Here is a 25,590-nt window from a genome sequence, read left to right as displayed (position 1 = left end):
CGAAGCTCGCTTGAAGTTTCGGAACGCAGCGCAGGGGGCGGATTATCCCCCGCCCCCTCTCGGGTTCGGGCGCTGGTGGTTGTGGAGCTACTCGCCGAGCAGCCGGGCCTCGAGCACCTGATCGCGCTTGAAGCCCTCGAGGCGCAGATAGAAGTCGGCGGCATCCAGCAGGGCCTGCATCGGGGTGAGGCCGATGATCTCGCTGCCCACGACGTTGACGCCGTAGCGGGCGGCCTCGGACTTGATCGTCTCGAAGACGCGGTGCAGGGGCGTCGAGGTGTAGTCAGTCATGTTGATGGAGACCTGCGTGATGCCTCGCTCCTCCAGCTCCAGACCGATGGCGCGGCAGTGCACGTAGCCGCCCTTGGCGGCGCGGATGCTCTGGGCGATATGTTTTGCGAGCGCCACGTCGGAGGTCGACAGATTGATGTTGAAGGCCACCAGGAAGGGGCGTGCGCCGACCACCGTCGCTCCGGCCCTGGGGTGCATGGACTGCGGCCCCTCGTCGGGGGCGCGCTCCGGCGTCTTGATGGCCTCCTTCAGCCCCTCGTATTCTCCCTTGCGGACATCGGGCAGTGCCTTCATCGAGGGGCGCTTCGCGGCGGCCTCGTAGAAGTAGACCGGTATCGAGAGTTTTTCGGCGATCTCCGCCCCCAGCTCGTGGGCCAGGGCCACGCACTCCTCCATCGTCACGTTGGAGACGGGAATGAAGGGAATGACGTCCGTCGCACCCACGCGGGGGTGTCCGCCCCTGTGCCTCTCCATGTCGATCAGCTCCGCCGCCTTGGCGCAGCAGGCGAAAGCCGCCTGTTTGACGGCCTGGGGCTCTCCTACGAAGGTGAGCACCGTCCGGTTGTGGCTGGGATCGGAGGAGTGGTCCAGGACGGTCACACCGGGGGTGTTGCGCGCCTGGTCGATGATGGCCTCGATGACCTCGCGCCTCTGTCCCTCGCTGAAATTCGGTACGCATTCCACTAGTTTTGCCATAGTCGTTCATCCTCTCTGAAATTCGATGTCCGGACAGGTCCGGAACACGTCGCGTCTTCGGGCGCAATCCTCGAATTCCTATATTATAGTATGGAATGCCCGGGGCGAAGTTCCCCGCCTCCGGCCTCTTCTTTTTGTTTATAATGCGGTGTGGAAATCGCGGGACGGCGGGGCCGACCCGCACACAAGGAGGATTCCGTAATGGACAGGCAGCGAAATGGCTGGGACTTCGTTATCGACGTGATGAACGGGATGGGACGCGGACTCTTCGCCTCGCTGATCGTGGGGCTGATCCTGCGGCAGGCGGGGACCTATCTCGCGCTTCCCCTGCTGACGAAGCTGGGGGCGGCCGCACAGCTTCTCATGGGACCGGCCATTGCGGCCAGCATCGGGTGCAGCGTTTCGGCCCCGCCCTTGGCGGTGTTCTCCTCCCTCGCGGTCGGAGCCGCAGGGGCCGGGACGTTCGCCGGCGCCGCGCCCGTCCCCGGAGAGCCGGTGGGGGCGGCCGTCGCGGCGCTTGTCGGCGTGCTCTGCGGCAAGGGGGTGCAGGGAAGGGCGGGAAGAAGCCTTGACATCCTGTTGGTCCCGATCGCCACGATCGTCGGCGGCGGGCTGGCCGCCGTGACCTGCGCGCCCTGGATCGCGCGGGGGATGAGCGCCGTCGGGGAGTTCGTCAACCTGACGACGACCCTCCGGCCGCTGCCGATGGGCATCGCCGTCTCGGTCGTCATGGGAATGATCCTGACGTTACCGATCAGCAGCGCCGCGCTGGCGATCTCGTTGGGGTTGTCGGGACTGGCTGCCGGGGCCTCCACGGTGGGATGCAGCGCCCAGATGGTGGGGTTTGCGGTCATGAGCTTCCGGGAGAATGGGGTCGGAGGCCTGATCGCTCAAGGGCTCGGGACATCCATGATTCAAGTGCCCAACATCATGCGCAACCCATGGATATGGGTGCCGCCGACCCTGGCTTCGGCGGTGCTGGGGCCCGTCGCGACGCTGCTCTTCCGTATGGAGAACAACAGCGTCGGGGCGGGAATGGGCACGAGCGGTCTGGTGGGGCAGATCGGGACGTTTGCCGTGATGGGTGAGGCCGCGTGGCCGGGCGTCATTCTGCTGCACTTCGTGCTCCCCGCCCTGCTGACCTCGTTCTTCGCCGGGGCCCTCTCCCGCTGGGGCCGGATACGTGCCGGGGATATGACGCTCGATCGATAGCCGCGCTCTATGCGCCGGGGCTTCTCAGGCGTTTTTCGAGCCCCTTGAGGATCAGGAATCCGAGCCCCGCGCCCGGGACGCTGCTGACCAGGAAGGCCACGGAGAGCGTGGCGAACATTCCCCAGACCCCCGCTCCCGGGGAGACGATCAGGGCTGCAGCAAACGCCCCGAGCGTCCCGGTGGCGCAGGGCTCGAACCAGGCCGACCAGGAGCGGAAGCGTTTCCCCCGAAGGAGCGTCCGCGCCGCAAGCCCCACGGAAAGCGCCCCGAACAGGCTGCCTGGAAAGGCCAGGATCGTTCCCGTCCCGGTCGTGTAGCGAACGAAGCTGGCGACGAACGCGCTCCCCATGGCCCACCAGGGACCCAGAAGAACCCCTGACACGGCGTTGATCGTGTGCTGGAACGGGAAACAGCGCGACGGGCCCACGGGGAACGACAGGGGCGAAAGCAGCACGGCCGCTGCGGCCAGGAGTGCCGCCAGGAGCATGGACCGGAGATGCGTTCCTGGAACCGTTGTGCTCGCTGGGCCGGAAAAATTTTCGTTCTCGGGTTTTTCTGGCATTGGGGGGAGTCCTTCCTTCCTGGGGGGCGGCTCGGGACCGCCCGGTCTTTTGCCGCATTCTAGTCCCGAAGGGGACGGGTTGTCAACGGCGGCGCGAAGCCCCGGATCGGTGGGCGAAGGGGAGGTCGGCGCATGGAGGCTCGGGGAAGCTCCGCCTTGAACGGGCGCTATGATCGAGGCTCTTGCTCCGGAGCCGTGTCCGTCCCGTGGAGGACGAACCATGCCGTTCCCAGGGCCCCGCAGACGAACGCGGTCCAGAGGTTGAGTACGGGCGAGACCTTCCAGAGGAACGCACCGCCGAAGGCCCCGACGGAGACGACCGTGTCGCGGATCAGGTAGTACAGGCCGAACATCGACGCCTCTCGATTCTCCGTGGACAGATCGATGATCAGGGACTTGCGCGTCGGTTCGCCGAACTCTTTGAGGCCACGGACGACGAACGCGAGAACCAGGGCGCCGAAGGAGCGGGAGATCATGAGAACGAGCGGAAAGAGCGTGAAGAAGACGAACGTGATCGCGACGCAGGCCTTCTTTCCGCCCCGGTCCGCCAGCCAGGCTACGGGGATGTAGACCAGCATTGCCACGACCATCTCGACCGTCGTCAGAACGCCGAACTGGAGGGCCGAGACCGGCGCCTCGATCACCTTCATGCACCAGACGACGACGAAGGCGTAGGGGATCTGCTCCGCGAAGCGGATCAGGATGTCCGAGGCCAGGAGGTTGCGCAGTCCCGCGGGCATCTCCCGCCAGACCGCCAGGGGGTTCCGCTCGGGCCGCGCGATCATGGTCCCCTCGTCGTCGGGGCGGATCAGTTTCTGTTGTGCCGCCAGGGCCACGAGCACAAAGACCGTCGCGCAGACGAAGGCCGCGCGCACCCCCTCGACCTCGCCGAAGATCCCGATCATCGTTCCCCCGATCACCGGCCCGAGAGCCATGGGGATGCGCCGGACCAGGGAGTGCATCGTCACGCCCATGGCGCGCTTGTTTTGGGGCAGCACGGAGGCGATCAGCTTCATGGAGGCGGGCAGAGAGATGGCCGTCCAGGAGAGGAAGAGCACGGAGCCTGCAACGACCGCCCACCAGGAGGGAAACGCGATGACCACGAGGTATCCGGAGATGGCCAGAAGATTGAAGAACAGGAGCGCCCGCTTGGTCCCGAACCGGTCCGCGATGTAGCCCCCGGGGAACGAGTAGAGCGCGGACAGCAGATTGTCCAGCCCGTTGAGCAGCCCCACGCCCACGGCTCCGCCCCCCAGGGCCAGGATGTAGATGGGCAGAAAACGCTCGGCCATGCGCTCGCCGAGCCCCACGAAAATTGCCATCGCCATCAGTCCGACGAGGTCGCGCTTCACTCCCAGAAAATGCCCGATTTTGTTCCACATGATGGGGCTCCGTCCTTTCGCCTTCTGCCGGCTTCGCCGCTCCGATGAAAATGTCCAGGCGCTATGGGCGCTCCCCTCACACCCCGTCGCTCCTGGCGTGGCGGCCGAATTTCTTCAGGATCAGCGCGGACCAGATCGCGAAGCAGTCGTGAAAGTTCCAGGGATCCAGTCCCAGGAGATTCCGCAGCTTCTTCAGTCGGTACTGCAGCGTGTTGCGGTGGATGGACAGGGACCGTGCCACCTCCGCGGGGGCGAAGGGGTTTCGGCACCAGGCCAGGAAGGTGTCCGTGAGCTCGGAGTCCGAGTCCTCCAGGCTGTGCAGCACCCGCTCGATATGCTGCCGCTTGCGCCCAGCCGGGATGTAGGAGAGCAGCATCTCGGCATTGAGCGCGCGCGCCGGGCAGATCCGCATACCGAGAGCCCGGCCGGTGGAGAGCGCCTCCCGGGCCAGATGCGCGGATTGCGTCAGCAGCGGGAGCGTGTCCGCCTCCAGGCCGATACCCAGTTCCGCCACCAGGCCGTCCTTGCCCAGGTGGTCCGACAGGGCCTCGCACAGGTGTAGGGCGGTCTCCTCCATTTCCCCCTCCCGGCTGCTGCACGGCAGAGCAAGAAAAAGCGCGATCTGGCGGTTGCGCAGCGGGGCGATGAGGTGTGCGGGGTTGGCGAGGAAGTTCACGATGCGGTTCAGGGCCAGGTTGCGGAAGGTGTCCTGCCCCTGCTGCCGGCTCCGGCTCTCCCGAAGCTCCAGAATCACGGCGATGCGGCAGCGCTCGAGGTCGAACCCCAGCTCCCGCCCATGGAGCACCAGCATGCCCGAGTTTTCGTCCTCGGGCCGGTAGAGCATGATGTTCTCGGCCAGGTCGCGGACGGCCAGCTGTTGTCGGAGCTTAAGCTCCAGAAACGCCTGTTCCATGAGCAGGATCTCGGCCTGTTTTCGCACGAGCAGGCCGTACCGCTCCGCTTTGTGTGGGGGGCCCGCGATCGAGATGGTCCCGACGACCTGATCGGAAAGGGCTATCGGGGCCGTATAGCCGGGCTTCACCCCGTCCAGCCCCGCGGCCTCCTCCCGTGAGGTCGACACGGGCTGTCCCGTCCGCATGACCCCGAGGGAGGGGAGGTGAAGGGTGCCGACGCGTTTCGTGTCGTTGCAGCCGATGATGATGCCGCGTTCGTCCGTCACCAGGACGCCGTAGCCGATCACCTCGCTGGTGGTCTGGGCGATGGCCTGGGCCGTTTTTCTGTGCATATCGCGCCCTCCTCGTTGGCCTCTTAAAAATGAACGAAAATTCCGGATCGGGATTGATGCAGATGAACAAAAAACATTTTAATACCGCACCATTTTGTGGGCAAGTGCATGATGAATAATGGACTTTGCGGTTGTACCATTTGGGACGATGGTTGCCAGTATCCGGCACTATCGGCCGGGTGGGCGAGTGCGACGACGCGTCCGTCCCGAGGGGCGGCGCGATGAGGATGAAAGGAGGCAGCAGCATGAAGCTGGAACTGCACAAGGTCAAGGTTCGGGACGTCCAGTGGGGCGATTCCACCTGTGTGAAGGACGGGGTGCTCTACGTCAACAAGGCGGAGGCCATCGACTGCGTCAAGGAGGAGAAGCGTTTCGCCAAGGTGGACCTGGAGCTGGCTCGTCCGGGGGAGAGCGTGCGCATCATCCCCGTCAAGGACGTGGTGGAGCCCCGCGTGAAGATGGACAAAAAGGGGTACTATCCCGGGTTCAGCGCGCCCATGGGCCGCTGCGGCGAGGGACGGACCTTCGTCCTGGACGGTGCCGCGGTCGTCACCTGCGGGCCGATCGTGGCGTTTCAGGAGGGGTTCATCGACATGGAGGGCCCCGGTGCCGTCTACACGCCGTTCTCCGCGACGCAGAACGTTGTGCTGGTGGTCGAGCCGATCAAGGATCTGGAGCAGCATCAGTACGAGCAGATCCTGCGCGAGGCGGGGCTGAAGCTGGCCGTCTACCTGGCCGAGAAGTGCAAGGACGCGAAGGCCGACTGCGTCGAGGTCTTCGAGAAGGGGACCGTGCCCGAGGAGAACGCCAAGCACCCTTCTTTGCCCAAGGTCATCTACGTGTGCATGAACATCACCCAGGGCCTGCTGCACGACACCTACGTCTACGGCGCGGACATCCGCCCGAGCCTGCCGACCCTGCTGCACCCCAACGAGGTGCTGGACGGCGCGATGGTCTCCGGCAACTGCGTCTCCGCCTGCGACAAGAACACCACGTGGCACCACGTCCACAACCCCATCGTCGCCGCGCTCTACGCCCGGCACGGCAAGGAACTGAACTTCCTGGGCGTGATCCCCACGCAGGAGAGCACGGTGCTGGCGGGCAAGCTGCGCGCGTCGCAGATGAACCTGTCCATAGCGCTTGAGCTGGGCGCGGACGGCGTCATCGTCTCCGAGGAGGGCTACGGCAACCCGGATACGGACCTGTGCCTGAACGCCAAGAATTTCGAGCTCGCGGGCATCAAGTCCGTCGTGGTCTCCGACGAGGCCGCCGGGACGGACGGCGCGAGCCAAAGCCTGGCCGACGCCACGCCCGAGATGACCGGCTTCGTCTCCACGGGCAACGTCAACGAGATGCTGGAGGTCCCGGCCATGAAGAAGGTCATCGGCTGGCCGGAGTCCATCGCGCACCTGTCGGGCGGCGCGGCGGAGAGCCTGCGCAAGGACGGCTCCATGTTCGTGGAGATGCAGGCGATCATCGCCTCCACGGCGGAGATCGGGTTCAACCGCGTCGGCTGCGAGTGGATCTGACGAACGGGCGTTCCAAGGGAGGAGGACCATCATGAAACGTGTGGTGCACTATATAAATCAGTTTTATGCCGGTATCGGCGGCGAGGAGAAGGCGGACCAGACGCCCCTCTTCAAGCAGGAGCTCGTGGGGCCTGGCGTCGGGCTTGCCAAGGAGCTCGAGGGCAAGGCCGAGGTCGTCGGCACCGTGATCTGCGGCGACGGCTACTACGGCGAGCACACCGAGGAGGCCCGGGCCGCCTGCCTCAAGATGATCAAGGAGGCCAAGCCCGACCTGCTCGTGGCGGGGCCGGCCTTCAATGCCGGGCGCTACGGCTTCGCCTGCGGCGACATCGCCGCGACGGTGGCCGCCGAGCTGGACATCCCGACCGTGACGGCCATGTATCCGGAGAACCCCGGCGTGGAGCTCTACTCCAAGAAGACCTATATCGTGCCCTGCGCGGACAGCGCGCGCGGCATGGCCGCGGCCCTGAAGGGGATCGCCGGGCTTGCCGGCAAGCTGATCTCCGGCGAGAAGATGGGGCCGGCCCGCGAGGAGGGCTACATCCACAGGGGCATCCGCAAGAACTTCATCCACGAGAAGAACGGGGCGGAGCGCGCCGTCGAGATGCTGCTCAAGAAGCTGAAGGGCGAGGAGTTCCGTACGGAGTATGAGATGCCCAAGTTCAACAAGATCCCGCCCGCGGCGCCGCTGAAGGACCTCAAGAAGGCGACGATCGCGCTGGTGAGCTCGGGCGGCGTCGTGCCTCTGGGCAACCCCGACCATATCCGGGTTTCCTCCGCAGAGAGCTTCGGCAAGTACGATATCTCCAAGCTCGAGGACCTGACGGACAAGAACTACGAGTCCGTGCACGGCGGCTACGACCGCGTGTGGGCCAACGAGAACCCGGACGTCGTCGTCCCGCTCGACGTCATGCGGGAGCTGGAGAAGGAGGGGGTCTACGGCAAGCTGCACCCGTACTTCTACACGACGACCGGAACCGGAACGGCCGTGGCCTTCGCGGAGAAGTTCGGCCGCGAGATCGGGGAGGAGCTCAAGAAGGCTGGCGTCGACGCGGCGATCCTCACCTCCACCTGAGGCACCTGCACTCGATGCGGTGCATCGATGACGCGTGAGATCGAGAAGGCGGCGGGGATCCCCGTCGTTCAGATCGCGACGATCGTCCCCATCATGCTGACGGTTGGCGCCAACCGGATCGTTCCCGGAGTGGCGATCCCTCACCCCGTGGGGGCTCCCGAACTGGGCGAGGCGGGCGACAAGGCGGCTCGGCGTGAGCTGCTGCTGCGTGCCTTCAAGGCCATGGAGACCTCCATCGACGACCAGACCGTCTTCGAGGAGTAACCGGCCGTCAACGGTTCATGAGCGACGTTGATTCCCTCGGGATCGTGACGAACAACCCCAGGATGACCGCAGATTTTGCGGTCGTCCATGGGGTTGTTCGTCTTTACGGAGTCGAAGGTTCTCCGCTCGACGTCCTGACGCGGGCGGAGACGTTGTTGCAGGAGGGCTATCGCCTCGTATCGGCCCCCCTGCCGCCGAACATACCTCTGATGCGCGCCCCCTACCGCTCCCTTCTGGTGCAGAGGGACGTTCGGCGCTACGATGTCGCGGGGCTGAAAGCTTTGGCCAAGGCAAGGGAGCGCATGGAGACCCAGCGGGCCATCGACGCGAGCGCAGGGCCGGGTTCGGACGCGGACTTCGCCTTGATTGACGAGGAGCTGCTCCTGCGCACCCTGCGGGACCATAAATTGGGTCTCGCCCTGGATGCGGGCGGCGGCGAGGCCTCCCGCTAGCGCTGTGTCGTTCTAGTCCGCGGACAAAAAGAGGGCTTTGCCGTGCGGGGAGCGGGCACGTCGCCGAAGGGCATCTCCGCTCGGACGCCGGAAACTGAAGAGGAGGGATACGTGTGGCGGAACAACGTGAGAATTGGGGCAGTCGCATCGGTTTCATTTTGGCAGCGGCCGGTTTTTCCATCGGGCTGGGAAATATCTGGCGCTTTCCGTACCTTGTCGGTACCTATGGGGGCGGGGCTTTTCTTCTGGTCTACGTTTTGATCTGCCTCTTGATCGGCGTACCGCTCTTCATCGCCGAGGTGGGGCTGGGGCGCAAGACCAAGCTGACCCCGATCGTCGGGATGAGGAAGCTGGCTGGAGGCAAGAGCACGCCCTGGTCGATCATCGGATGGGTCGGGTGCATCGCCTGCGTCATCCTGATGTCCTACTACATGGTGATCATCGGCTGGATGTTCGCCTACTCCTTCCGGGCCGTCAAGGGGGCCTTCGACGGCATCGGCCCCGAGGGCACCAAGGCCATGTTCCGGGAATTCATGAACAGCCCCGTGGAGATGGCGGGCTACACTCTTTTTGTGGTTGCCGCGCTCGGCATCACGGTCACTCAGGGGCTCAAGAACGGCGTGGAGCGGGCCTGCAAGTTCATGCTTCCGATCCTGGGAATCATGCTGGTGGTGCTGGCGGCGCGCTCCCTGACGATGACGCCCCAGGTCGAGGGCGGCAGGACGGCGCTCGAGGGCCTCAAGTGGTATCTGACGCCGGACTTCAGCAAGATTACGGGGCAGGCCATCCTGGCGGCTCTGGGGCAGGCGTTCTTCTCCATCGGCATCGGCATTTCCACGGCGATCGTCTACGGGTCCTACCTGAAGCCGGACAGCAACATCCCGGTGGACAGCTGCTGGGTCGTCTCCATGGACACGGGGTTTGCCATCGTCGCCGGCCTCGTGATCTTCCCGGCCCTGTTCTGCTACGGCATGGACCCGACGTCCCGAGGTTTCGGCCTGGTCTTCGAGACTCTGCCCATCATCTTCGGCAAGATGCCGGGCGGGCATTTCTGGGGCACGCTGTTCTTCTTCCTCGCGGCCCTGGCCGGCTTCACCTCCGGCATCGGCTATCTGGAGGCTCCTGCGGCCAGCTTTGCCGAGTACTTCGGCATCAGCCGCAAGAAGTCGACCTGGACGGTGCTGGCGGCGATGTTCCTCCTGGGAATTCCCTCCATTCTTTCCCTGAGCCCGGAGAGCGTCTGGAGCACCTATACGATCAGGGGCAAGAGCATCTTCGACTTCGCCGACCACCTCTCCGGCGACATCATGATGCCCGTCGACGCCCTGCTGGTGGCGATCTATCTGACGTTCGTCTGGAAGTTCGAGAACTACCGGGACGAGTGCAACGTGGGGGCCACGGGGCTGATCCGGGTGGCCGACTGGTGGAAGCCGCTGGTGGCGTATCTCATTCCGGTGGCCCTGCTGGTGATCCTCTACAGGGGGTTGTAGGGGCGCTTGCAAGCGGTACGTACCGAACGCATTTGCGAAGGCCGGGATCCTGTCCCGGCCTTTCTCGTGCCCGTGCGGCGTCTCCGCCGGTTTGCCGGCGGGGGGACCGTCGCTTTACATCCGCATTGCGTTGTGCTTTAATCGAGAAAAGTGTGCGGCGTTCGGGTGCGGGGCCGCACACTCGGAGCGCGGCACGGAAGGGCGACGCGATCGAGCGCGGGATGGACATTCGGTGTTTGGCTTGGGGAAAGGAGATCGCTGATGAGAAATTGGCTGAGGAACCTGTTCGAGCACGAGGTCGAGTTTTTTCTTCTTTGTCTTTGCAACATTCTGGTCTCTTTTCCCGACCTGCTGAATCTGATGTTGCCTTGGGGCATGAAGATCTTCTCGATCATCTTCATCGTCATCTCCCTGTTTTTCATGGTGATGGTGGTCTTTTTCGAGAGCCTGTTCTGGGGCAGGGCGGCGCTTTACCTTTCCGCCCTGCTCATGCTCCTTTTCGCCGTTTCCTCCCTGCTGTCGGTCGGTTTCGTGGGGTCTTTGGGGGCATTGACCTCGACCGGCAGCCTATGGTGGCTCGCTCATAACGTGAGCTCCCTTGCAGGCGGGCTTTTCATCCTTGCCATCATCTATCGGACCTGCCTCAGTCTGGAGGCGAAAAAAGGGCGGTAAGGACGTCAGTTTTTTTGACCACCGACGCATCCGCCGTGAGAAGCGTCCCGGGGCCGAGATCGTCTCAGCCCCCGATCCCTGGGAGCGGCGCGATCGGACGGTGTGCGCCTCACCGGATGGGACGGTGCGAAGCCCCCTTGCAAGAGCTCCCGGGTCCGGTCCGGGAGCTCTTGGCATTCGGAACAACGTCCGGCTGCGATGGGGGCTCTTCCTGTTGCCGATTCGTCAGAAGGGGGCTCCTTGACGCGCTGCTCGCCAATTGCGCCTTGAGCCGGACGGCCTCCTCTTTGAGCTTCGGGGAGAAAATTTTTCTTCCCGTCCTCCCCACGGAGCAGATCAAGCGTTTTCCCGAGGCGCCGCCGGCTTGTCGGGGGCGGGGCCGAAGGCCCGCTCGACGAATGGGCGCACCAGATCGATGGGGATGGGGAAGAAGGTGGTGGAGCTCTTCTCCCCTCCGATCTCCCGGATGGTCTGAAGGTAGCGGAGCTGCAGGGTGATGGGCGAGACCTCCATCTGCTGCGCAGCCTCGGAGAGCTTCGTCGCGGCCTGAAGCTCGCCCTCCGCGGCGATGATCTTGGCGCGACGTTCGCGTTCGGCCTCGGCCTGGCGGGCCATGGCGCGCTTCATGCCCTCGGGCAGTTCCAGCTCCTTGACCTCGACGGCGCTCACCTTGATGCCCCAGGGATCGGTCCGTTCGTCGATGATCTTCTGGAGCTCGTGGTTGATCTTCTCGCGGGAGGAAAGCACCTCGTCCAGCTCCACGGAGCCGACGACGGAGCGCAGCGTGGTCTGGGCGAGCTGGCTGGTGGCCAGGACGTAGTTTTCCACCTCCACGACGGAGTGGGAGGGATCCAGCACGCGGAAGTAAACCACGGCGTTGACCTTGATGGGCACGTTGTCCTTGGTGATGACCTCCTGGACCGGGACGTCCATGGTCAGGATGCGCAGGTCCACGCTGACGGGGCGGTCGATGATCGGGATGATGAAGACGATGCCGGGACCGCGGCTCCCGGCCAGACGGCCGAGCCGGAAGATGACCAGGCGCTTGTACTCCGGCACGATCTTCACGGCCGAGGACAGGATCAGCAGCGCGATGAAGATGATGCCGATCCAGCTTCCGATGTTCGAGAACAGGGATGCCAATTCGTCCACGTTGATAATCATGATAATCTCTCCTCGCTTTTTGGGGATGGGACGTGCTCCGTCCCTCATGCCTCCGCAGAAAAGAATAGCACAAAGCCGACCGATGTGTCCGCGGCAATTCCCGCACCGGCGGGCTTCCGTGACGGCGGAGCCCGCGGGAGGGTACAATAGGGGGCCGGTCCCCGTTCTTTTTGAAAAACTCTCGGGGAAAGGGGGGCATGGATCTTGTTCGGTTCCGATTCTATCCCCGTCCGCATCCTCGTTACGGGGACGCGCGGCAAGAGCAGCCTGGTCCGACTGCTGCACGCGGGGCTCTCCGCCTGTGGCCTGAGGACGTATGCCCGGATCACAGGCGTTCTCCCCCGGGAGCTCTCTCCCGAGGGCTGTCGGGTGATCCGTCGCCTCTCGCCCGCGCACGTTAGGGAGATGTGCTGGTGGCTCGCTCAGATCCCTCCGGATGCGGACGCCGTCGTCATGGAGAACAGCGCCGTGTCGCCCGATCTTCAGGAGGCGGCGGGACGTTGGCTGTGTCCGACCCTTGTGGTCTGGACGACGCTGCGGTCCGACCACCAGGAGGCCTGGGGGCCGGGGCTCGAGGGGGCTGCACGGGCCCTTGTGCGAGGGGTGCCGCGGGGCGTGTCGGTGGCGGGGGGGCCCGAGGCCGATCATCCGATGGTACGGGCCCTCCTGGAGGGCCGCGGCTGTTCGCTGCACTTTCCGCCCCCGACGACGCCAAGGGGAAACCATCGGGAGGAGAATCTGGCCCTCGCGCTCCGCGCGCTCTCCCTCTGCGTCGCGGCGGAGGCGCAGCGGGAGGCCGCGCGACGGGCCATGGAAGCCCTTCCCCCCGATATCGCGGATTTTCGGGTGCTGGGTGAGGGGGACGACCTTCTGGCCGCCGCGTTCTCGGCGAACGAGGTGGAGAGCACCGCGCGGCTTTTCGCGGAGACGGGATGGGACCCGGCCGGGACGACGCTGCTCTACCATCACCGATTGGACCGCACCGCACGGCTGCGCGGCTTTTTGCCGTGGATCGGCTCCCTGCCCTGGAGGGAGACCGTCTTCACCCGGGTATGCCGGCCGTTTGCGGACTTGCCGCTGGGGCGCTTCGGCGCTCTGGCCTGGAGGGACGACATACGGGACGCGGCCGCGTTCGAGCGCTGGCGGTGCGGTCGCGGGCGTGTCTTCGCCTGCGGCAACGTTGCCGGGTGGCCGCTGGAATTGCTGATGCGTTCCGGACCCGATGGGAGGCTTTCATGAACGAACTTCTTTTCTTTTCCTCGCCCTTTGCCGCCCCGGCCCTGTCGGAGGGGGTGACCGTAGGGATCGGGGTGCTGTTCGGACTGATCTGGAGCCGCCGGACGGGCTGGAGCTGCGGAGGGTTGGTGACTCCAGGTCTGCTGGCGCTCCATGCGGGATCGCCGTACCGCATCGCCATGGCTCTGGCCCTGGGAGGTTTGCTGGCCGCGCCGCTGGGGACCCTGTCCCATGCGCTCGGACTCTACGGGCGCGAGCGCGTCGGGGCCGCCATGCTGTTGGCCTTGGCCGTTCGGCTCGTCCTGACGCCTTTCGTCCCCGTACCGTTCTGGATCGGCTGGGTCGTCCCGGGGCTCGTCGCGGCGGACGCGCAGCGTCAGGGCGTCTCCATGACCCTGTGCGGTGCCCTGTCCTGTGCGGTGGCGACGGCGTTCGCCACGGACCTGATAAGGGGGCTCTCAGGATGATCGGGCCTCGCCGCTTTCGGGAAATCCTCGTGTCGGGGTCTCCGCTACGGCTCGTCTTGCTGACCGCGGTCCTGTGCGCGCTCTGGGCTTTGCTGCGTGCGCCCCTGACCGCGGAGGAATCCCGGCTCTACCGCAGGGTCGAGGCGGCTCAAGCTTTTCTCTGGGATGCTCTGGAGCGGGAGGGAGTGCCCGGCGACGCTGCTGCGGATCCCTACAGAAGCGGATTCATCGGCGTCGAGTGGAGCATGACCACCACCACGCTGGGGAGCCTGGAGGCCAAACGGTGCGCCACGGACCCTCTCTGGGCCGTGCGGCTTTTGCGCTGGTTCGACGCGCAGGGGTTGAAGGAGGGCGACCGCATCGTCGTCCTGGCCTCCTCGTCCTTTCCCGGCCTGCTCCACTCCGTGCTGGCGGCGGCGGAGCACCGGGGGCTGGACGTCGGACTGGCGGTTTCCCTGGGCGCATCCACCTGGGGGGCCAACCGCCCCGAGGCCCCGTGGCCCGTTTTGGCGCGAATCCTGAGGCGCGGGGGGTTCCTGAGGGCACGCCCGGCCTTTTACACGCTGGGCGGGGAGGAGGAGAACGGGGGCGGGATGCCGGAGGAGGCTCGGGAACTGCTGGCCGGTGCGGCCCGCTCGGACGGAACGGCGCTCCTGCTCGCCGCCACGCTGGAAGAGGCGATCCAACGCAAAATGCGCCTGGTCGAGGGGGAGGACGGGGAGGCTCCGGCAAGACTGGTCGTCGGTGTCGGCGGCTCGGAGGGCAACATGGGAACGGATCCCGTGGCGCTGTCCCTTGCCCCGGGGATGAGGGGGCCGGGGGATGGAGGGGCTGCCGGAAACGGGGTTATCGGCCGGGCCCTCAGGGCGGGGTACCCCGTTCTTCACCTCCTGAACCTGCGTGCTCTGGCGGATGCGGAGGGCATCGGCTGGGCGGAGCGGAGGCGGAGCTTCGCCTCGCGGGGCCCCGTTCCGGGAGCGCTGGGACTCGCCCTGTTCGCGTTGGTCCTGGCGACGCACCGGCGCTGGTCGTGGGACGGGTGGGAGGAGGGGGACGGAAGGAAGGAATTGTAGGCTGATAACTCAATTGTATTTTATATTTGTATGTCCGGGGCCATGTTGCTATAATGAAGACGGAATGCGACGGAAGCTTGTACCTCAATCATTTCAGGCTCCAGGTACGGAGGGAAAGGAAGTATGACGATGAAGCGAAAGGGATTGTTTCTGGCCGTTTGCGTCGTGTGCCTGATGGCGGGGCTCGCCTTTGCGGAGCTGCCCAAGGTGGAGACGCCGATCATCGCCACCACATGCGGGCAGAGCCCGGGGGCCATGATGGTGAAGATGTCCTCCATGCAGGCGAAGGTCACGCCCATCGAGGACAGCAAGACGATCACCGCGCAGGAGCTGTCCGAAAAGGACGGCAAGACGCTCGTCGTGACCACCGGGACGAGCATGAAGGGCATGGGTGCGGCCGGTACCAACGTGGACAAGGAGATCGCCCGCTGCACGGCCCTGATCGAGGCCGCCAAGAAAAAGGGGATGCTGGTCATCGGCGCTCATGTCGAGGGCATGGCACGCCGCACCGACGCCTCCGACGAGGCGACGATCAAGGCCATCATGCCTCTGGCCGACGTCATCATGGTCATCGAGGACAGCAACAGCGACGGGTTCTTCACGGAGTACGCCAAGGAGCAGGGCAAGGAGCTGATTGTCGTCAAGGACGCGCTGGGGATCGGCGCGAAGCTCGCGGAATTGAAATAGCGAACCTGAAAGGGGGGAGGGGGCCGTCGGTTCCGCTCCCCCTTTCTCGTTCTGAAGGGAGAATTCGATGTTTGCGCACACCTATACCATTCTGGGGATCGTCGTCGCCGTCTTTCTGGTCGCAAAGGCGCTTCGGCTGTCCACGGAACTATCCATGCTGGCCTCGGCCATCGCGGCGGCGGGCTACCACGGCGCCGTCTGGTCCGGGGAGTTCCCCCTGCGGCACCTGGTCGAGGGGACGTTCACCTATTTCGACGTCTGCCTGATCTTCATCAGTGCGACGTTCTTCATGGCCCTGGTCAAGGAGTCCGGTGGAGTGGCCTTCATCGTCCGCCGGATCGTGGAGACCTTCCGGACGAGGCGCGTGATCTGTCTGCTGCTCCTGACCTTGGTGATGCTGATCCCCGGGGCCTTGACCGGCTCGGGGGCCACGAGCGTCCTCACGGTGGGGGCGCTGGTCGGCTCCGTGCTCTCCGCCATGGGGGTGGACGACACCCGAAAGGCCGCAGCGATCTTCATGACCGCCGCCATGAGCGCCGCCGCGCCCCCCATCAACCTGTGGGCCATGATGGCGGCGGCCGGAGCAAACCTGCCTTACGTGGGGTTCAACGGCCCTCTGGCCGTGCTCTCGGTGGTGGGGGCCCTTTTCTCCATGTTCTGGCTGGCGGGCCGTGGCAGCTCCGCCGCCGGCGAGGATGCCCTGAGCCGGCTTCCTCAGGCGCCCGTGGGGATGAATTGGCTGCGGGTGCTCACGCCCTTCGTCGTCTTTGCCGCCCTGCTCCTGGCGGGCCGAGTCTGGCCGTTCGACTTCCCCGTCGTGGGGCTGCCTATGATCTTCATGGTCTCCGCCCTCATGGTCTGGGTGCTCTCTCCGGTGAAGCTCGAGGTCTGGCGCATTCTGGCCCAGACGGTCCAAAACCTGCTTCCCCTGGTGGGGATCATGGTCGTGGTGGGGGCGCTGATCCAGGTTCTGGCCCTCTCCGGAGCCCGAGGCGTCATCTCCCTCCATGTGGTGATCCTGCCGCTCTCGACGCTTTTTGCCACGCTCTTCATCATCCTGCCCGTGTCCGAGGGCATTCTGCAGTATGCGGTGGCGCCCCTGCTGGGCGTGCCCCTGATCATGCTCTTCAACATGAGGGGGATGGACGTCATTGTCGCGCTCTCAGCCATGTCGGTTCTCTGGCCCTTGGGGGATTGTCTGCCGCCCACGGCGGTCGTCGGTCGCGCCACGGTGATGGAGCTGGACTACAAGGGGCGCTATTTTGGCGAGTTCGTCATGGCCTGTCTGGTGCCCATGGCGTTCGTCGCGATCTGCTGCACCGTGTTCCTGGTCTACAGCAAGCAGCTCGCCTTCCTGACGTTTTGATTTTAGGAAAACGCACAGGGCTTGGAGGATAGAAACGATGAACGACGCTTTGATGATCTTTGTGAATCAGATAATCCACTACGGCTATTACGCCATGACCTTCCTCTTCGGCTGCGCTCTGGCCTGGAACTTCAGAAGGACCCGGAACGCGCAGGAGGCGGTTCTCTACGCGGTGATCCTCATTCCCTTCGTCCTGCGTGTTCTGCACGTCAAGTAGGGGGCGGGGACGATGGACAGAAGAACGAACGGAATCAAACTGGCTGCCCTCCTCGTCTGTGCCTTGGCCGCGGGCTGGAGCGCGCTCGAGTTCTACGCCATGCGGCACTATAAGGAGCCGGTGGTCCTGGGCCCCGGCGTCACCGAGGTGCAGAAGCTGAGCCTGTACGAGCCCTCTCTGGAGGGTACGGTCAACGACTGCAACCTGTACTTCCTGGACAGCGGCAAGCCCGGCGGCACCGTGCTGGTGATCGGCGGGACGCACCCCGAGGAGCCGGCCTCGAACCTCTCCGCGCAGGTCCTGGTCGAGAACGCTCGTGTGGAGTCCGGGCGCCTGATCGTCGTGACCCGGGCGAATACCAGCGGGTCGCTGTACTCCCGGAACGGGGAGGCGTACCCCAGTTTCTACGACATCAAGACCCCGTGGGGCAAGAAGACCTGGCGACTGGGCGACCGTGCGGGGAGCCCGCTGGACTCCTGGCCGGATCCCGAGGTCTACCTTCACTATCCGAGCCGCCAGATGCTGGCCTACATGGATATCCGCAATCTGAACCGCTGCTGGCCCGGCCGGCCGAACGGCCTTCTGGTGGAACGCACCACCTATGGCCTGGCCCAGATGATCCGCGCCCAGAGCGTGGATGTGGCCATCGACTTCCACGAGGCCGAGCTGGAGTATCCGGTGGAGAACACGATCGTCGCCCATGAGAAGGCGCAGGAGATCGCGGCCATGGCCTCGATGATGCTGACGGGGCAGGAGTTCGAGGTCCCGATCGGCATGGAGTTCTCCCCTACGGCGCTGCATGGCCTGTCCCACCGGGAGATCGGCGACCATACGCCCGCGATGTCCATGCTCTTCGAGGTGGCCGAGCCCATGTTGGACCGCATCCGCGGCATCACCGACCAGAAGCTGCTGCTGGAGGGCAAGGACGAATTCGTCATGGAGGCCGGCAAGTACGGTCTGCTCTATGCCCCGATGGACGAGAACGGCTGGCACATCGACGTCCGGGTCGGACGCCATCTTTCCACCTTCCTTCAGTGCGTCGACACCTTCTCCATGATGAAGCCCGACCGGGCCGTCGTCGTCACGGGAGTGCCCCGTTATGCCGAGGTGAAGGAAAAATCCGTGGGCGCGTTCTTCCACGATCCCGCGGCGGTGCCTCTGGGGCGTGTGGCGTATGATTGAAGTCGCTTTTCAGCGGCTCGATAGCGAAGGAGGGAGCACGTTACTTCCCTTTTTTGAGGAGCATTTCACAAACTGAAGGGGGGATTTCTGATGTTGGGAAGGCTGAGGAAGCTGGCTTTTTGTTCTGCTGCAATAGGGATTCTGCTTGTTGGGGGCAGCGCTTTTGCCTGCACCACGACCATGGTGGGCAAAAAAGCCTCGGTGGACGGTTCCGCCATGGTGAGCCACACCGTGGACGGATGGTACGACCATAGGATACGTATCGTTCCCGGCGGAAAGCACAAGAAGGGCGAGACGGTGCCCATTGAGAAGAACATCTGCTATCAGACGATGCCCACGAAGCCCCTGATCAGGATGGGCGAAATACCTCAGGCGGCGATCACCTACACCTACTTTCATGCCGGCTATCCCTTCATGAACGAGCATCAGCTCATGATCGGGGAATCCACCTGGGGCGGCCGCGACGAGACCTTCTGCGACGCCGGCTGGATGGTGATCGAACAACTGCAGGTCCTGGCGCTCCAGAGGACGAAGACGGCCCGCGAGGCCATCGCGCTGATGGGCGAACTGGCGGAGAAGTACGGTTACGGGGACTCGGGAGAGGCCTTGGCGATAGCGGATCCCGAGGAGGTATGGCTGTTTGAGATCTGCGGCCCCGGTCCGCTTTGGACGCCGGAAAGCGGGAAGCCGGGGGCCAACTGGGTGGCGCGTCGCATTCCCGACGACTGCGTGAGCGTCATTGCCAACCGAGCCCGCATCGGGGAGATCGACTGGGACGACAAGGAGAACTTCATGTACTCCGAGCGTGTCAGGGATTTTGCCAGGGAGATGGGCTGGTGGAAGGAGGGCGAGCCCTTTGTGTATCGCCTGGCCTATGACGACCCGGATTCCCAGAAGCATTTCCCGATCTGTGGACGCAGGGAGTGGCGCTTTTTCGACCTCTTTGCTCCTTCCCAGAAGCTGAGCCCCACGGCGGGCGTCTATCCGCTCTTCGTGAAGCCGGACGAGAAGCTCTCCGTCAGGGATATCATTCGGCTGAACCGGGACTCCTATCAGGGCACGCCTTACGACATCGGAAAGACCTTGGCCGGCGGACCGTTCGAGTGTCCGGTCGCCTACAGGGCGAATAAGGATCAGCGACCCGAAGGGCTCAAGTCCACATACTGGGAGCGTAACATCTCGGTCTACAGGGCTTCCTATACCTTTGTCTCCCAGTCCCGCAGCTGGCTTCCCGACCCCATCGGCGGATTGGCCTGGTTCAGCGAGGACATGCCCTCCACGTCCGTGTACATGCCCGTCTACTGCGGGGTGACCTCCGTTCCAAAGGCCTATTCCGAGGGCAAGCGTCATGTTTTCGATCGTACCTCCGCCTGGTGGGCGTTCAATTTTGTCTCGAACTGGGCCACGCTCAAATACAACTATATGATCAAGGATATCAACGCAGAGCAGAAGCGGATCGAGAACACACTGTTTGCTTCTCAGAAATCCGTTGAGGAGAAGGCCCTGGCCCTCCACAAGGAATCTCCGAAAAAGGCTGTCGCTTATCTCACAAAATACTGTTCCGAGAACATGGACAGGATCGCCAAGGACTGGTGGGCGCTCTCCGAGCACCTGATCGGGAAGTACTGTGACGGCTACGTCATGACGGAGGAGGGCGCGCAGGAGAACGTGGGGTTGCCGGAGTCTTGGCTCAAGGCCGTGGGGTATGGGGAGACCTCCAATCCCGCCGATCCGAAATAAAAGGCTGGAGGGCGATTGGCTCGTCTCCGAGTTTTTGCGCCAGCTTTGGGGAGTGCGTCACGATTTCGCCGAATGGTGGGATCGATATTGAAAGGGGAGGTTGTTTTATGAGGTCGAGTTGGAAGTTTCTTGTTTTGACTGCGGTACTGGTTCTGGTCATGGCCGGCGCCGCGCTGGCCTGCACGTCCGTGATGGTGGGCAAGAAGGCGACGGCCGACGGGTCCGTGATGGTTTCGTACACCTGCGACGGCTGGTACGACCATCGGCTGCAGGTGATCCCCGGCGGCACCCACAAGAAGGGCGAGATGGTTCCCGTCTACCACAACATCTGCTACCAGACCCGTCCGGGCAAGGAGCTGAAGAAGGTGGGGGAGATTCCTCAGGCCGAGAAGACCTACACCTACTTCCATGTGGGCTATCCCATCATGAACGAGAAGTCCGTCGTGATGGGCGAATACACGTGGGGCGGCCGTGAGGAGAACGAGTGCCAGAACGGGCTCTTCATGATCGAGCAGCTTCAGGTCCTCGGCCTTCAGCGTGGGGCGACGGCCCGCGAGGTCATCAAGGTCATGGGCGAGCTGGCGGAGAAGTACGGCTACGTCGACGGCGGCGAGGCCCTGACGGTCGGCGACAAGGACGAGATATGGCTGTTCGAGATCACGGGCCCCGGCCCGCTGTGGACGCCCGAGAGCGGCAAGCCCGGCGCGGTGTGGGCGGCGGTGCGCGTGCCCGACGACAGCTACGCCATGGGGTCCAACCGCTCCCGCATCGCGGAGATCGACTTTGACGACAAGGAGAACTTCATGTACTCCTCGAACGTCAAGTCCTTCGCCGAGGAGATGGGCTGGTGGAAGGAGGGCGATGCGTTCGTCTTCCACAAGCTCTACAATCCCCAGCCCTACGGTTCCCCCTACTACCAGCAGCGCCGCGAGTGGCGGGCCTACAACCTGCTGTCCCCCAGCGTGAAGCTGGCCGAGGACGCGGCCGAGCATTACCCGCTTTTCCAGAAGCCCGATGCCCCCATCAAGGTTCAGGATCTCATGGCGCTGAACCGCGACTATATGGAGGGCACGCGTTTCGACATGACCAAGGGACTGGCTGCCGGGCCGTTCGGCACCCCCACGCGCTACGCGGTGACGAAGGACATGAAGCCCGAGGACCGTAAGGGGAACGACTGGAACCGCTCCATCAGCCTGTTCCGCTGCTCCTACAGCTTCGTCGGCCAGGTGCGCGACAACCTGCCGGAGCCTCTGGCGGCCATCGCCTGGTTCGGCGAGGACCAGCCCGTCACCACCTGCTACATGCCCGTCTACGCCGGGACGAAGAAGGTCCCCGAGTCCTACTACACCGGCGAGCGCATCAAGTTCGACCCCAAGTCGACGTGGTGGGCGTTCAACTTCGTGGGCAACTGGGCGGACCTCAACTTTGCCGCCATGATCGGCGATATCCGTGCCGAGCAGAAGCGTTTGGAGGGCAAGTTCTTCTCCGAGCAGGCCGACTTCGAGAAGAAGGCTGCCGAGCTCTACAAGAAGGACCCCAAGAAGGCTTCGGAGATGATCACGAAGCACGTCAACGGCTACATGGAGGAGGTTCACAAGGACTGGTGGGCTTTGGCCTGGACCCTTGTGGGCAAGTACAACGACGGCTACAGGATCACCTCGGACAAGATGGTGCCCCTGGGCTACCCGACCGACTGGCTCAAGGCCGTTGGCTTCGGGGATCAGGACGCCGAGCCGAAGAAGTAGCGGGCAAGAATTGCATTGAGTTAAGGCAAAGACGAGGGGTGCCGGAATCCAGCCGGCACCCCCCGTTGCGTTTTGGATGGGGCAGCTCCACGTCGTTCGTTTGACAGAATACCTCCTTACGGCCTATAGTGATTAAGAGATTGGCGGTGCCCTTTTGCGGATCGGGCCAGGCAAAGCCGCCCTTTGCCGGAGATGAAGAGGAGGAATGAGGCCGTGAAGATTACGTTGCTGAGCGCGGAGGAGATGCTGTCCGTCTTCTCCATGGCCGATGCGGTACAGGCGGACAAAGACGCGCTCTCGCTCTATTCAGCGGGCGGCGCTTCCATACCGCTGCGCACGAACATCGACATCCCCGAGCACAAGGGGCAGAGTCTCTACATGCCGGGCTATGCGGCGGAAGCCGGCGCTCTGGGCGTGAAGATCGTCTCCGTATATCCGGGGAACATCGAGCGCGGCTTGCCCTCGGTTCCTGCGACGATGGTGCTCCTCGATGCGGATACCGGCCAGGTCTCGGCTCTGATGGACGGTACGTGCCTCACCCGCATCCGGACGGGTGCCGTCTCGGGGGCCGCGACGGATATATTGGCCCGTAAAGACTGCCGGAAGTTTGCGCTCTATGGCACAGGCGGTCAGGCCGAGACGCAGCTCGAGGCGGTCCTGACGGTTCGTTCCTCCATCGAGCGGGTCGAGGTGTTCGACATCAGCATGGAGCGGGCGGAGGATTTCGCAAAGCGCATGGGCGAGCGTTTTGCGGGGAAGTTCAAGGCGGCGATTGCCGCCGCCCGCAGCTCCGGAGAGGCTCTGGAGGATGCCGACGTCGTCACCGCCGTCACCACCTCCAAGGTTCCCGTGTTCGACGGGGCCAAGCTGAAGGCCGGGGCTCACGTCAACGGCGTGGGGTCCTACACGCCGGAGATGCAGGAACTGGATCCGGAAGCGCTCCGCAGGGCCGAGATCGTCACGGTGGATACGCGTGACGGCGTATTGAACGAGTCGGGGGATTTCATCATCCCGCAAAGTCAGGGCGTCTTCAGCTACGACCGTGTCGTTGAGCTGGGCGAGGTGATGTCCGGCAAAGCCAAGGGCCGTTCGAGGGACGATCAGGTCACCCTTTTCAAAACTGTGGGCAGTGCGGTATTGGACGTCGTCTCGGCACGGCGCATCTACGAGAACGCGCTGAAGAAGGGGCTGGGCCGAACCATCGATCTGTAACAGTTCGATGCGGGCGTCCCGTCGCCGGCCGATGCAAGAACGTCAAGGTGGGGCCGCGCGCCGCCGAGGTGGAGGCAAGGCCTTCTCCGGGGCACGTGTTCTCGATGGATGTGCGGGGCCTGCCCCGGTTGAAAATGGATTTCCGGACGGGCATTCCGGCGTTTCGTCCCGTATGGAGATGGGGAGCCCCTTGTGCTTCTCGTTCCTTTTGTGTATAATGCTCACTTGTCGAGGGCGATTAGCTCAGTGGTAGTAGCGCTTCCTTCACACGGAAGAGGTCACTGGTTCGAACCCAGTATCGCCCACCACTGATAGCAAGGGTTCAGGAGTTTTTCTCCCGAGCCCTTTTTCTTTTGGTGCCCCTTGTGGAGAATTCTTTGGCTGCCTTGGAGACGGTAGCACGCATCGCGGTCGCTCTCTGAATTTGCACCGGCATCCTTTACAGCTGTGTGTTTTTATGCTTGAATGGCGGCGGCAGTGACATTTCCCTGACACGAATGGACTAGATCGGAACTCGGAGAACAGCATTCGGGAGCGCCGCGCCAGCCGCGCAGACCTGAGTCAACGACGAATTCCTGCGAACGCGCGCGAAGCGACCGACCTTAAAGATCGAGGTCCGTTGTTTCGCGTTGTTTATTTGGGGCGCAGAGGAAAGGGCTGTAAACAACCGAGAAACAGGAGGTGGAAATGCTTGAAGAAGAATTTTTATGCGAGGAGCCTGCTTTTTGCGCTGTCTTTTTCCCTGTGGTCGGGCCTGAAAGTGTCGGCCCTTGGCGCTATGGATGCAGATGGCTTTTTTGCGTTGGTGGAGAGCGGCAGTATCACGGAAATTGAGACGGCGATCCAAGACGGACAGAACCTCGAACAGGAGAACATTTGGGGTTGGACGCCCCTTTTTGTGGTTGTCAAGAGAGGGAACCCCGAGGTCGTTCGGCTATTGCTTGATGCCTCTGCAAATCTTGGGCACAGGACTGACGAAAACATGACCACCCTGCACTGTGCCCTGATCGCCCCGGCGAAGGGCCGTCATCTGGGGAAGATGCTGGAGATCGTCAATCTTATTCTGTTGAGCGATATGAGTCTGGTCAATGTTCAGGACCAGAGCGGAAACACGCCGCTGCATTATTTTGCGTTATTTTACAGCGACAGGGAAATCCGCAGGCAAATCCAAGGAGACTTGAAGGATATCCCGCGTCTGTTTGGGGCTTTGCTCCATGCGGGGGCGGATTTGAGCACCCGAGACAAGAGCGGCAATACGGCGCTTCACGATTCGGTCTTGGGAGGAGATGAGGAAGCGGCGCTCCTGCTGCTCCAGGCTGGGGCTGATGCTGGTGTTGTCAATAACGAGGGGGTTACGCCCCTTTGGGGCGCCTCGGCCATGGGGCTGTCGAGGGTCGTGTCCGCTCTGCTGGAGCGTGGGGCGAATCCCAATGTTCGCGTGGAGGGCATGACGCCCTTGCACATGGCGACGGGGGTAGGGCTTTTGAGGCGTAAGCCTTCCGGAAAATGGGAAAGTTTCAGTGAGATGTTGAAGCGGATAGGAAAGGAGGAGACGGATTTTTTGAAGGTGACGAGATTGTTGGTAGAAGCGGGTGCGGAGGTCAACGCCTTGAGTGACCCGGGGGAATCTGAGACAGGAGAAAGGGGAACGCCGCTTGATGTGGCTGAGGAGGCCGGAAGTACATTGGTTGCGGAGTACCTGAAAAGCGTCGGGGCCAGGAACAAGAAACCTTGGAATTGGCCTATCTGAAGATGAGCGGCGATCGAATCCCCTTCAGGTTGGGAAATCTTGGCGGATTTTCTGGGCATCCTTGGATGAGCTATCCTTTGGGGAAATGTTTGTAAGAATGTCGCTTGTGTTGAGTATTTCTTATTGCTCCGGTTACGAAATAGGAGCTAGATTGTCAATCTAAAAGCAACAGGCAAATTGAAAAAAGCCTCATTAGGGGTACGAAAGCCGAGACACTTTCTTGGACGGTTGTTCAGCCGTTCTACAATCCGTAGAACAACATCGTTCCGCACCTCTTGAAAATCGAGCCCCTTGGGCAGATATTCGCGAATGAGTCCATTGGTATTTTCGTTTGTACCACGCTCCCAGGGACTGTGAGGATGAGCAAAGTACACAGGAGCCCCCAGGGCTGTGGATATCTCCTTGTGTCGAGCAAACTCCTTTCCGTTGTCCGTGACGCAGTCTTGTCTTCGATCTTTGCCGCCAGCAGCAAGCGGCTTGTGCGGTCAACCACAGTAACCAGGCCCCCAGAACCTGGCTTGCCCAGGACGGTGTCCACCTCCCAGTTCCCGATCTCAAGCCTTTGCTCAACTTCCTTGGGGCGAAGCTCGATGGAAACGGCGTCCTTAATACGCCCTCGGCCATCCTGCCGTGTTTTTCTCCTGTAGGGCTTACCCTTGCGACGCAGGTGTTTTCTCACCTCAAAGGGCAATCGACCGGATTTCACGGCCCGATAGATGGTAGTTACGGATACCTCAAGGGATTCTCTGCCCTTGATCTGCTCCGGAGACCAGCCTTCTTCGAGACGAGATTGCAGAATTTGCCGCAGTCCTTTGTTGTCCAGCTTGAAGGCCGGCCGACAGCGTTTACGACGCAGACGATAGAGCTTACCGGCTTCGTG

22 protein-coding genes, 1 tRNA gene and 1 pseudogene are annotated in these 25,590 nt (G+C 63.3%); 18 read left to right on the top strand and 6 right to left on the bottom strand.

Going from position 1 to position 25,590, the window contains the following annotated elements; genetic code table 11:
- Positions 1-87: 87 nt before the first annotated feature.
- The gene (ftcD, locus tag EII26_RS07210; RefSeq protein ID WP_124888481.1) at positions 88-987 is read right to left on the bottom strand and encodes a glutamate formimidoyltransferase; all 900 of its coding nucleotides are present in this window, start codon (positions 985-987) and stop codon (positions 88-90) included.
- 201 nt (positions 988-1,188) lie between these two features.
- On the opposite strand from ftcD, the gene EII26_RS07205 reads away from it, so the two are divergent.
- Positions 1,189-2,199 (top strand): PTS transporter subunit IIC, encoded by a 1,011-nt coding sequence (locus tag EII26_RS07205; RefSeq protein WP_124888480.1) that lies wholly within the window; start codon positions 1,189-1,191, stop codon positions 2,197-2,199.
- Positions 2,200-2,206: 7 nt separating this feature from the next.
- Here EII26_RS07205 and thiW read toward each other — a convergent pair whose 3' ends face one another.
- The 3 genes from thiW to EII26_RS07190 all read right to left on the bottom strand — a co-directional run bounded on the left by thiW (position 2,207) and on the right by EII26_RS07190 (position 5,389).
- A complete protein-coding gene (thiW, locus tag EII26_RS07200; RefSeq protein ID WP_233572654.1) occupies positions 2,207-2,686 on the bottom strand; it encodes an energy coupling factor transporter S component ThiW in 480 nt (159 codons plus the stop codon).
- A 242-nt stretch (positions 2,687-2,928) separates the two neighbouring features.
- Entirely contained in the window at positions 2,929-4,143 is a 1,215-nt protein-coding gene (locus tag EII26_RS07195) for an MFS transporter (protein ID WP_124888478.1), read from the bottom strand.
- A gap of 76 nt (positions 4,144-4,219) precedes the next feature.
- Positions 4,220-5,389 carry a CdaR family transcriptional regulator gene (locus EII26_RS07190; RefSeq protein ID WP_124888477.1) on the bottom strand — a complete coding sequence of 390 codons (1,170 nt, stop codon included), beginning with the start codon at positions 5,387-5,389 and terminating at the stop codon, positions 4,220-4,222.
- A gap of 245 nt (positions 5,390-5,634) precedes the next feature.
- Between EII26_RS07190 and EII26_RS07185 the strand changes: the two genes are divergently transcribed.
- The 5 genes from EII26_RS07185 (at position 5,635) to EII26_RS07165 (ending at position 10,871) form a co-directional block, all read left to right on the top strand.
- Positions 5,635-6,918: a glycine/sarcosine/betaine reductase component B subunit gene (locus tag EII26_RS07185; RefSeq protein ID WP_124888476.1), complete on the top strand. Its 1,284-nt coding sequence runs from the start codon at positions 5,635-5,637 to the stop codon at positions 6,916-6,918.
- Positions 6,919-6,949: 31 nt separating this feature from the next.
- On the top strand, positions 6,950-8,257 hold the full coding sequence (locus EII26_RS07180; protein WP_446718756.1) for a glycine/betaine/sarcosine/D-proline family reductase selenoprotein B: 1,308 nt from the start codon (positions 6,950-6,952) through the stop codon (positions 8,255-8,257).
- A 17-nt stretch (positions 8,258-8,274) separates the two neighbouring features.
- Positions 8,275-8,709: a GrdX family protein gene (locus EII26_RS07175; protein WP_124888474.1), complete on the top strand. Its 435-nt coding sequence runs from the start codon at positions 8,275-8,277 to the stop codon at positions 8,707-8,709.
- Between the two features lie 113 nt (positions 8,710-8,822).
- Positions 8,823-10,199, top strand: a complete 1,377-nt coding sequence (locus EII26_RS07170; protein ID WP_124888473.1) for a sodium-dependent transporter — start codon at positions 8,823-8,825, stop codon at positions 10,197-10,199.
- 261 nt (positions 10,200-10,460) lie between these two features.
- Positions 10,461-10,871: a hypothetical protein gene (locus tag EII26_RS07165; protein WP_124888472.1), complete on the top strand. Its 411-nt coding sequence runs from the start codon at positions 10,461-10,463 to the stop codon at positions 10,869-10,871.
- Positions 10,872-11,207: 336 nt separating this feature from the next.
- On the opposite strand, the gene EII26_RS07160 is transcribed toward EII26_RS07165, so the two are convergent.
- Complete coding sequence (locus EII26_RS07160) at positions 11,208-12,035, bottom strand: slipin family protein (RefSeq protein ID WP_124888471.1); 828 nt, start codon at positions 12,033-12,035, stop codon at positions 11,208-11,210.
- Positions 12,036-12,239: 204 nt separating this feature from the next.
- Between EII26_RS07160 and EII26_RS07155 the strand changes: the two genes are divergently transcribed.
- The 12 genes from EII26_RS07155 (at position 12,240) to EII26_RS07100 (ending at position 24,710) form a co-directional block, all read left to right on the top strand.
- On the top strand, positions 12,240-13,274 hold the full coding sequence (locus EII26_RS07155; RefSeq protein ID WP_124888470.1) for a hypothetical protein: 1,035 nt from the start codon (positions 12,240-12,242) through the stop codon (positions 13,272-13,274).
- Positions 13,271-13,738, top strand: coding sequence for a poly-gamma-glutamate biosynthesis protein PgsC/CapC (locus tag EII26_RS07150; protein ID WP_233572653.1), 468 nt, complete (start codon positions 13,271-13,273; stop codon positions 13,736-13,738). The genes EII26_RS07155 and EII26_RS07150 overlap by 4 nt, the downstream gene beginning before the upstream one ends.
- Entirely contained in the window at positions 13,735-14,811 is a 1,077-nt protein-coding gene (gene pgsW, locus EII26_RS07145; RefSeq protein WP_124888469.1) for a poly-gamma-glutamate system protein, read from the top strand. The genes EII26_RS07150 and pgsW overlap by 4 nt, the downstream gene beginning before the upstream one ends.
- 129 nt (positions 14,812-14,940) lie before the next feature.
- Complete coding sequence (locus tag EII26_RS07140; RefSeq protein WP_124888468.1) at positions 14,941-15,498, top strand: DUF6305 family protein; 558 nt, start codon at positions 14,941-14,943, stop codon at positions 15,496-15,498.
- A 67-nt stretch (positions 15,499-15,565) separates the two neighbouring features.
- Positions 15,566-16,864 (top strand): C4-dicarboxylate ABC transporter, encoded by a 1,299-nt coding sequence (locus tag EII26_RS07135; protein ID WP_124888467.1) that lies wholly within the window; start codon positions 15,566-15,568, stop codon positions 16,862-16,864.
- Positions 16,865-16,901: 37 nt separating this feature from the next.
- The gene (locus EII26_RS07130) at positions 16,902-17,081 is read left to right on the top strand and encodes a hypothetical protein (protein ID WP_124888466.1); all 180 of its coding nucleotides are present in this window, start codon (positions 16,902-16,904) and stop codon (positions 17,079-17,081) included.
- A 12-nt stretch (positions 17,082-17,093) separates the two neighbouring features.
- Entirely contained in the window at positions 17,094-18,263 is a 1,170-nt protein-coding gene (locus EII26_RS07125; protein ID WP_124888465.1) for a succinylglutamate desuccinylase/aspartoacylase family protein, read from the top strand.
- A gap of 90 nt (positions 18,264-18,353) precedes the next feature.
- Complete coding sequence (locus tag EII26_RS07120) at positions 18,354-20,003, top strand: dipeptidase (protein ID WP_124888464.1); 1,650 nt, start codon at positions 18,354-18,356, stop codon at positions 20,001-20,003.
- A 107-nt stretch (positions 20,004-20,110) separates the two neighbouring features.
- The gene (locus EII26_RS07115) at positions 20,111-21,748 is read left to right on the top strand and encodes a dipeptidase (protein ID WP_124888463.1); all 1,638 of its coding nucleotides are present in this window, start codon (positions 20,111-20,113) and stop codon (positions 21,746-21,748) included.
- Between the two features lie 213 nt (positions 21,749-21,961).
- Entirely contained in the window at positions 21,962-22,960 is a 999-nt protein-coding gene (locus tag EII26_RS07110; RefSeq protein ID WP_124888462.1) for an ornithine cyclodeaminase family protein, read from the top strand.
- Positions 22,961-23,192: 232 nt separating this feature from the next.
- Positions 23,193-23,268, top strand: a tRNA-Val gene (locus tag EII26_RS07105).
- Between the two features lie 383 nt (positions 23,269-23,651).
- On the top strand, positions 23,652-24,710 hold the full coding sequence (locus EII26_RS07100) for an ankyrin repeat domain-containing protein (RefSeq protein WP_124888461.1): 1,059 nt from the start codon (positions 23,652-23,654) through the stop codon (positions 24,708-24,710).
- 146 nt (positions 24,711-24,856) lie between these two features.
- Here the strand turns inward: EII26_RS07100 and EII26_RS07095 are convergent.
- A pseudogene (locus tag EII26_RS07095) lies at positions 24,857-25,533 on the bottom strand (IS30 family transposase).
- Positions 25,534-25,590 lie beyond the last annotated feature (57 nt).

It is taken from the genome of Fretibacterium sp. OH1220_COT-178 (assembly GCF_003860125.1).
Classification (GTDB): Bacteria; Synergistota; Synergistia; order Synergistales; family Aminobacteriaceae; genus CAJPSE01.
This window is presented reverse-complemented; position numbering and strand designations above follow the sequence as displayed.

What these genes read in the sequence shown, in the direction of transcription:
- ftcD (WP_124888481.1), bottom strand. Translation starts at nt 987, where the DNA reads ATGGCAAAACTAGTGGAATGCGTACCGAATTTCAGCGAGGGACAGAGG.
- EII26_RS07205 (WP_124888480.1), top strand. Translation starts at nt 1,189, where the DNA reads ATGGACAGGCAGCGAAATGGCTGGGACTTCGTTATCGACGTGATGAAC.
- thiW (WP_233572654.1), bottom strand. Translation starts at nt 2,686, where the DNA reads ATGCTCCTGGCGGCACTCCTGGCCGCAGCGGCCGTGCTGCTTTCGCCC.
- EII26_RS07195 (WP_124888478.1), bottom strand. Translation starts at nt 4,143, where the DNA reads ATGTGGAACAAAATCGGGCATTTTCTGGGAGTGAAGCGCGACCTCGTC.
- EII26_RS07190 (WP_124888477.1), bottom strand. Translation starts at nt 5,389, where the DNA reads ATGCACAGAAAAACGGCCCAGGCCATCGCCCAGACCACCAGCGAGGTG.
- EII26_RS07185 (WP_124888476.1), top strand. Translation starts at nt 5,635, where the DNA reads ATGAAGCTGGAACTGCACAAGGTCAAGGTTCGGGACGTCCAGTGGGGC.
- EII26_RS07175 (WP_124888474.1), top strand. Translation starts at nt 8,275, where the DNA reads ATGAGCGACGTTGATTCCCTCGGGATCGTGACGAACAACCCCAGGATG.
- EII26_RS07165 (WP_124888472.1), top strand. Translation starts at nt 10,461, where the DNA reads ATGAGAAATTGGCTGAGGAACCTGTTCGAGCACGAGGTCGAGTTTTTT.
- EII26_RS07160 (WP_124888471.1), bottom strand. Translation starts at nt 12,035, where the DNA reads ATGATTATCAACGTGGACGAATTGGCATCCCTGTTCTCGAACATCGGA.
- EII26_RS07150 (WP_233572653.1), top strand. Translation starts at nt 13,271, where the DNA reads ATGAACGAACTTCTTTTCTTTTCCTCGCCCTTTGCCGCCCCGGCCCTG.
- pgsW (WP_124888469.1), top strand. Translation starts at nt 13,735, where the DNA reads ATGATCGGGCCTCGCCGCTTTCGGGAAATCCTCGTGTCGGGGTCTCCG.
- EII26_RS07140 (WP_124888468.1), top strand. Translation starts at nt 14,941, where the DNA reads ATGAAGCGAAAGGGATTGTTTCTGGCCGTTTGCGTCGTGTGCCTGATG.
- EII26_RS07135 (WP_124888467.1), top strand. Translation starts at nt 15,566, where the DNA reads ATGTTTGCGCACACCTATACCATTCTGGGGATCGTCGTCGCCGTCTTT.
- EII26_RS07130 (WP_124888466.1), top strand. Translation starts at nt 16,902, where the DNA reads ATGAACGACGCTTTGATGATCTTTGTGAATCAGATAATCCACTACGGC.
- EII26_RS07125 (WP_124888465.1), top strand. Translation starts at nt 17,094, where the DNA reads ATGGACAGAAGAACGAACGGAATCAAACTGGCTGCCCTCCTCGTCTGT.
- EII26_RS07120 (WP_124888464.1), top strand. Translation starts at nt 18,354, where the DNA reads ATGTTGGGAAGGCTGAGGAAGCTGGCTTTTTGTTCTGCTGCAATAGGG.
- EII26_RS07115 (WP_124888463.1), top strand. Translation starts at nt 20,111, where the DNA reads ATGAGGTCGAGTTGGAAGTTTCTTGTTTTGACTGCGGTACTGGTTCTG.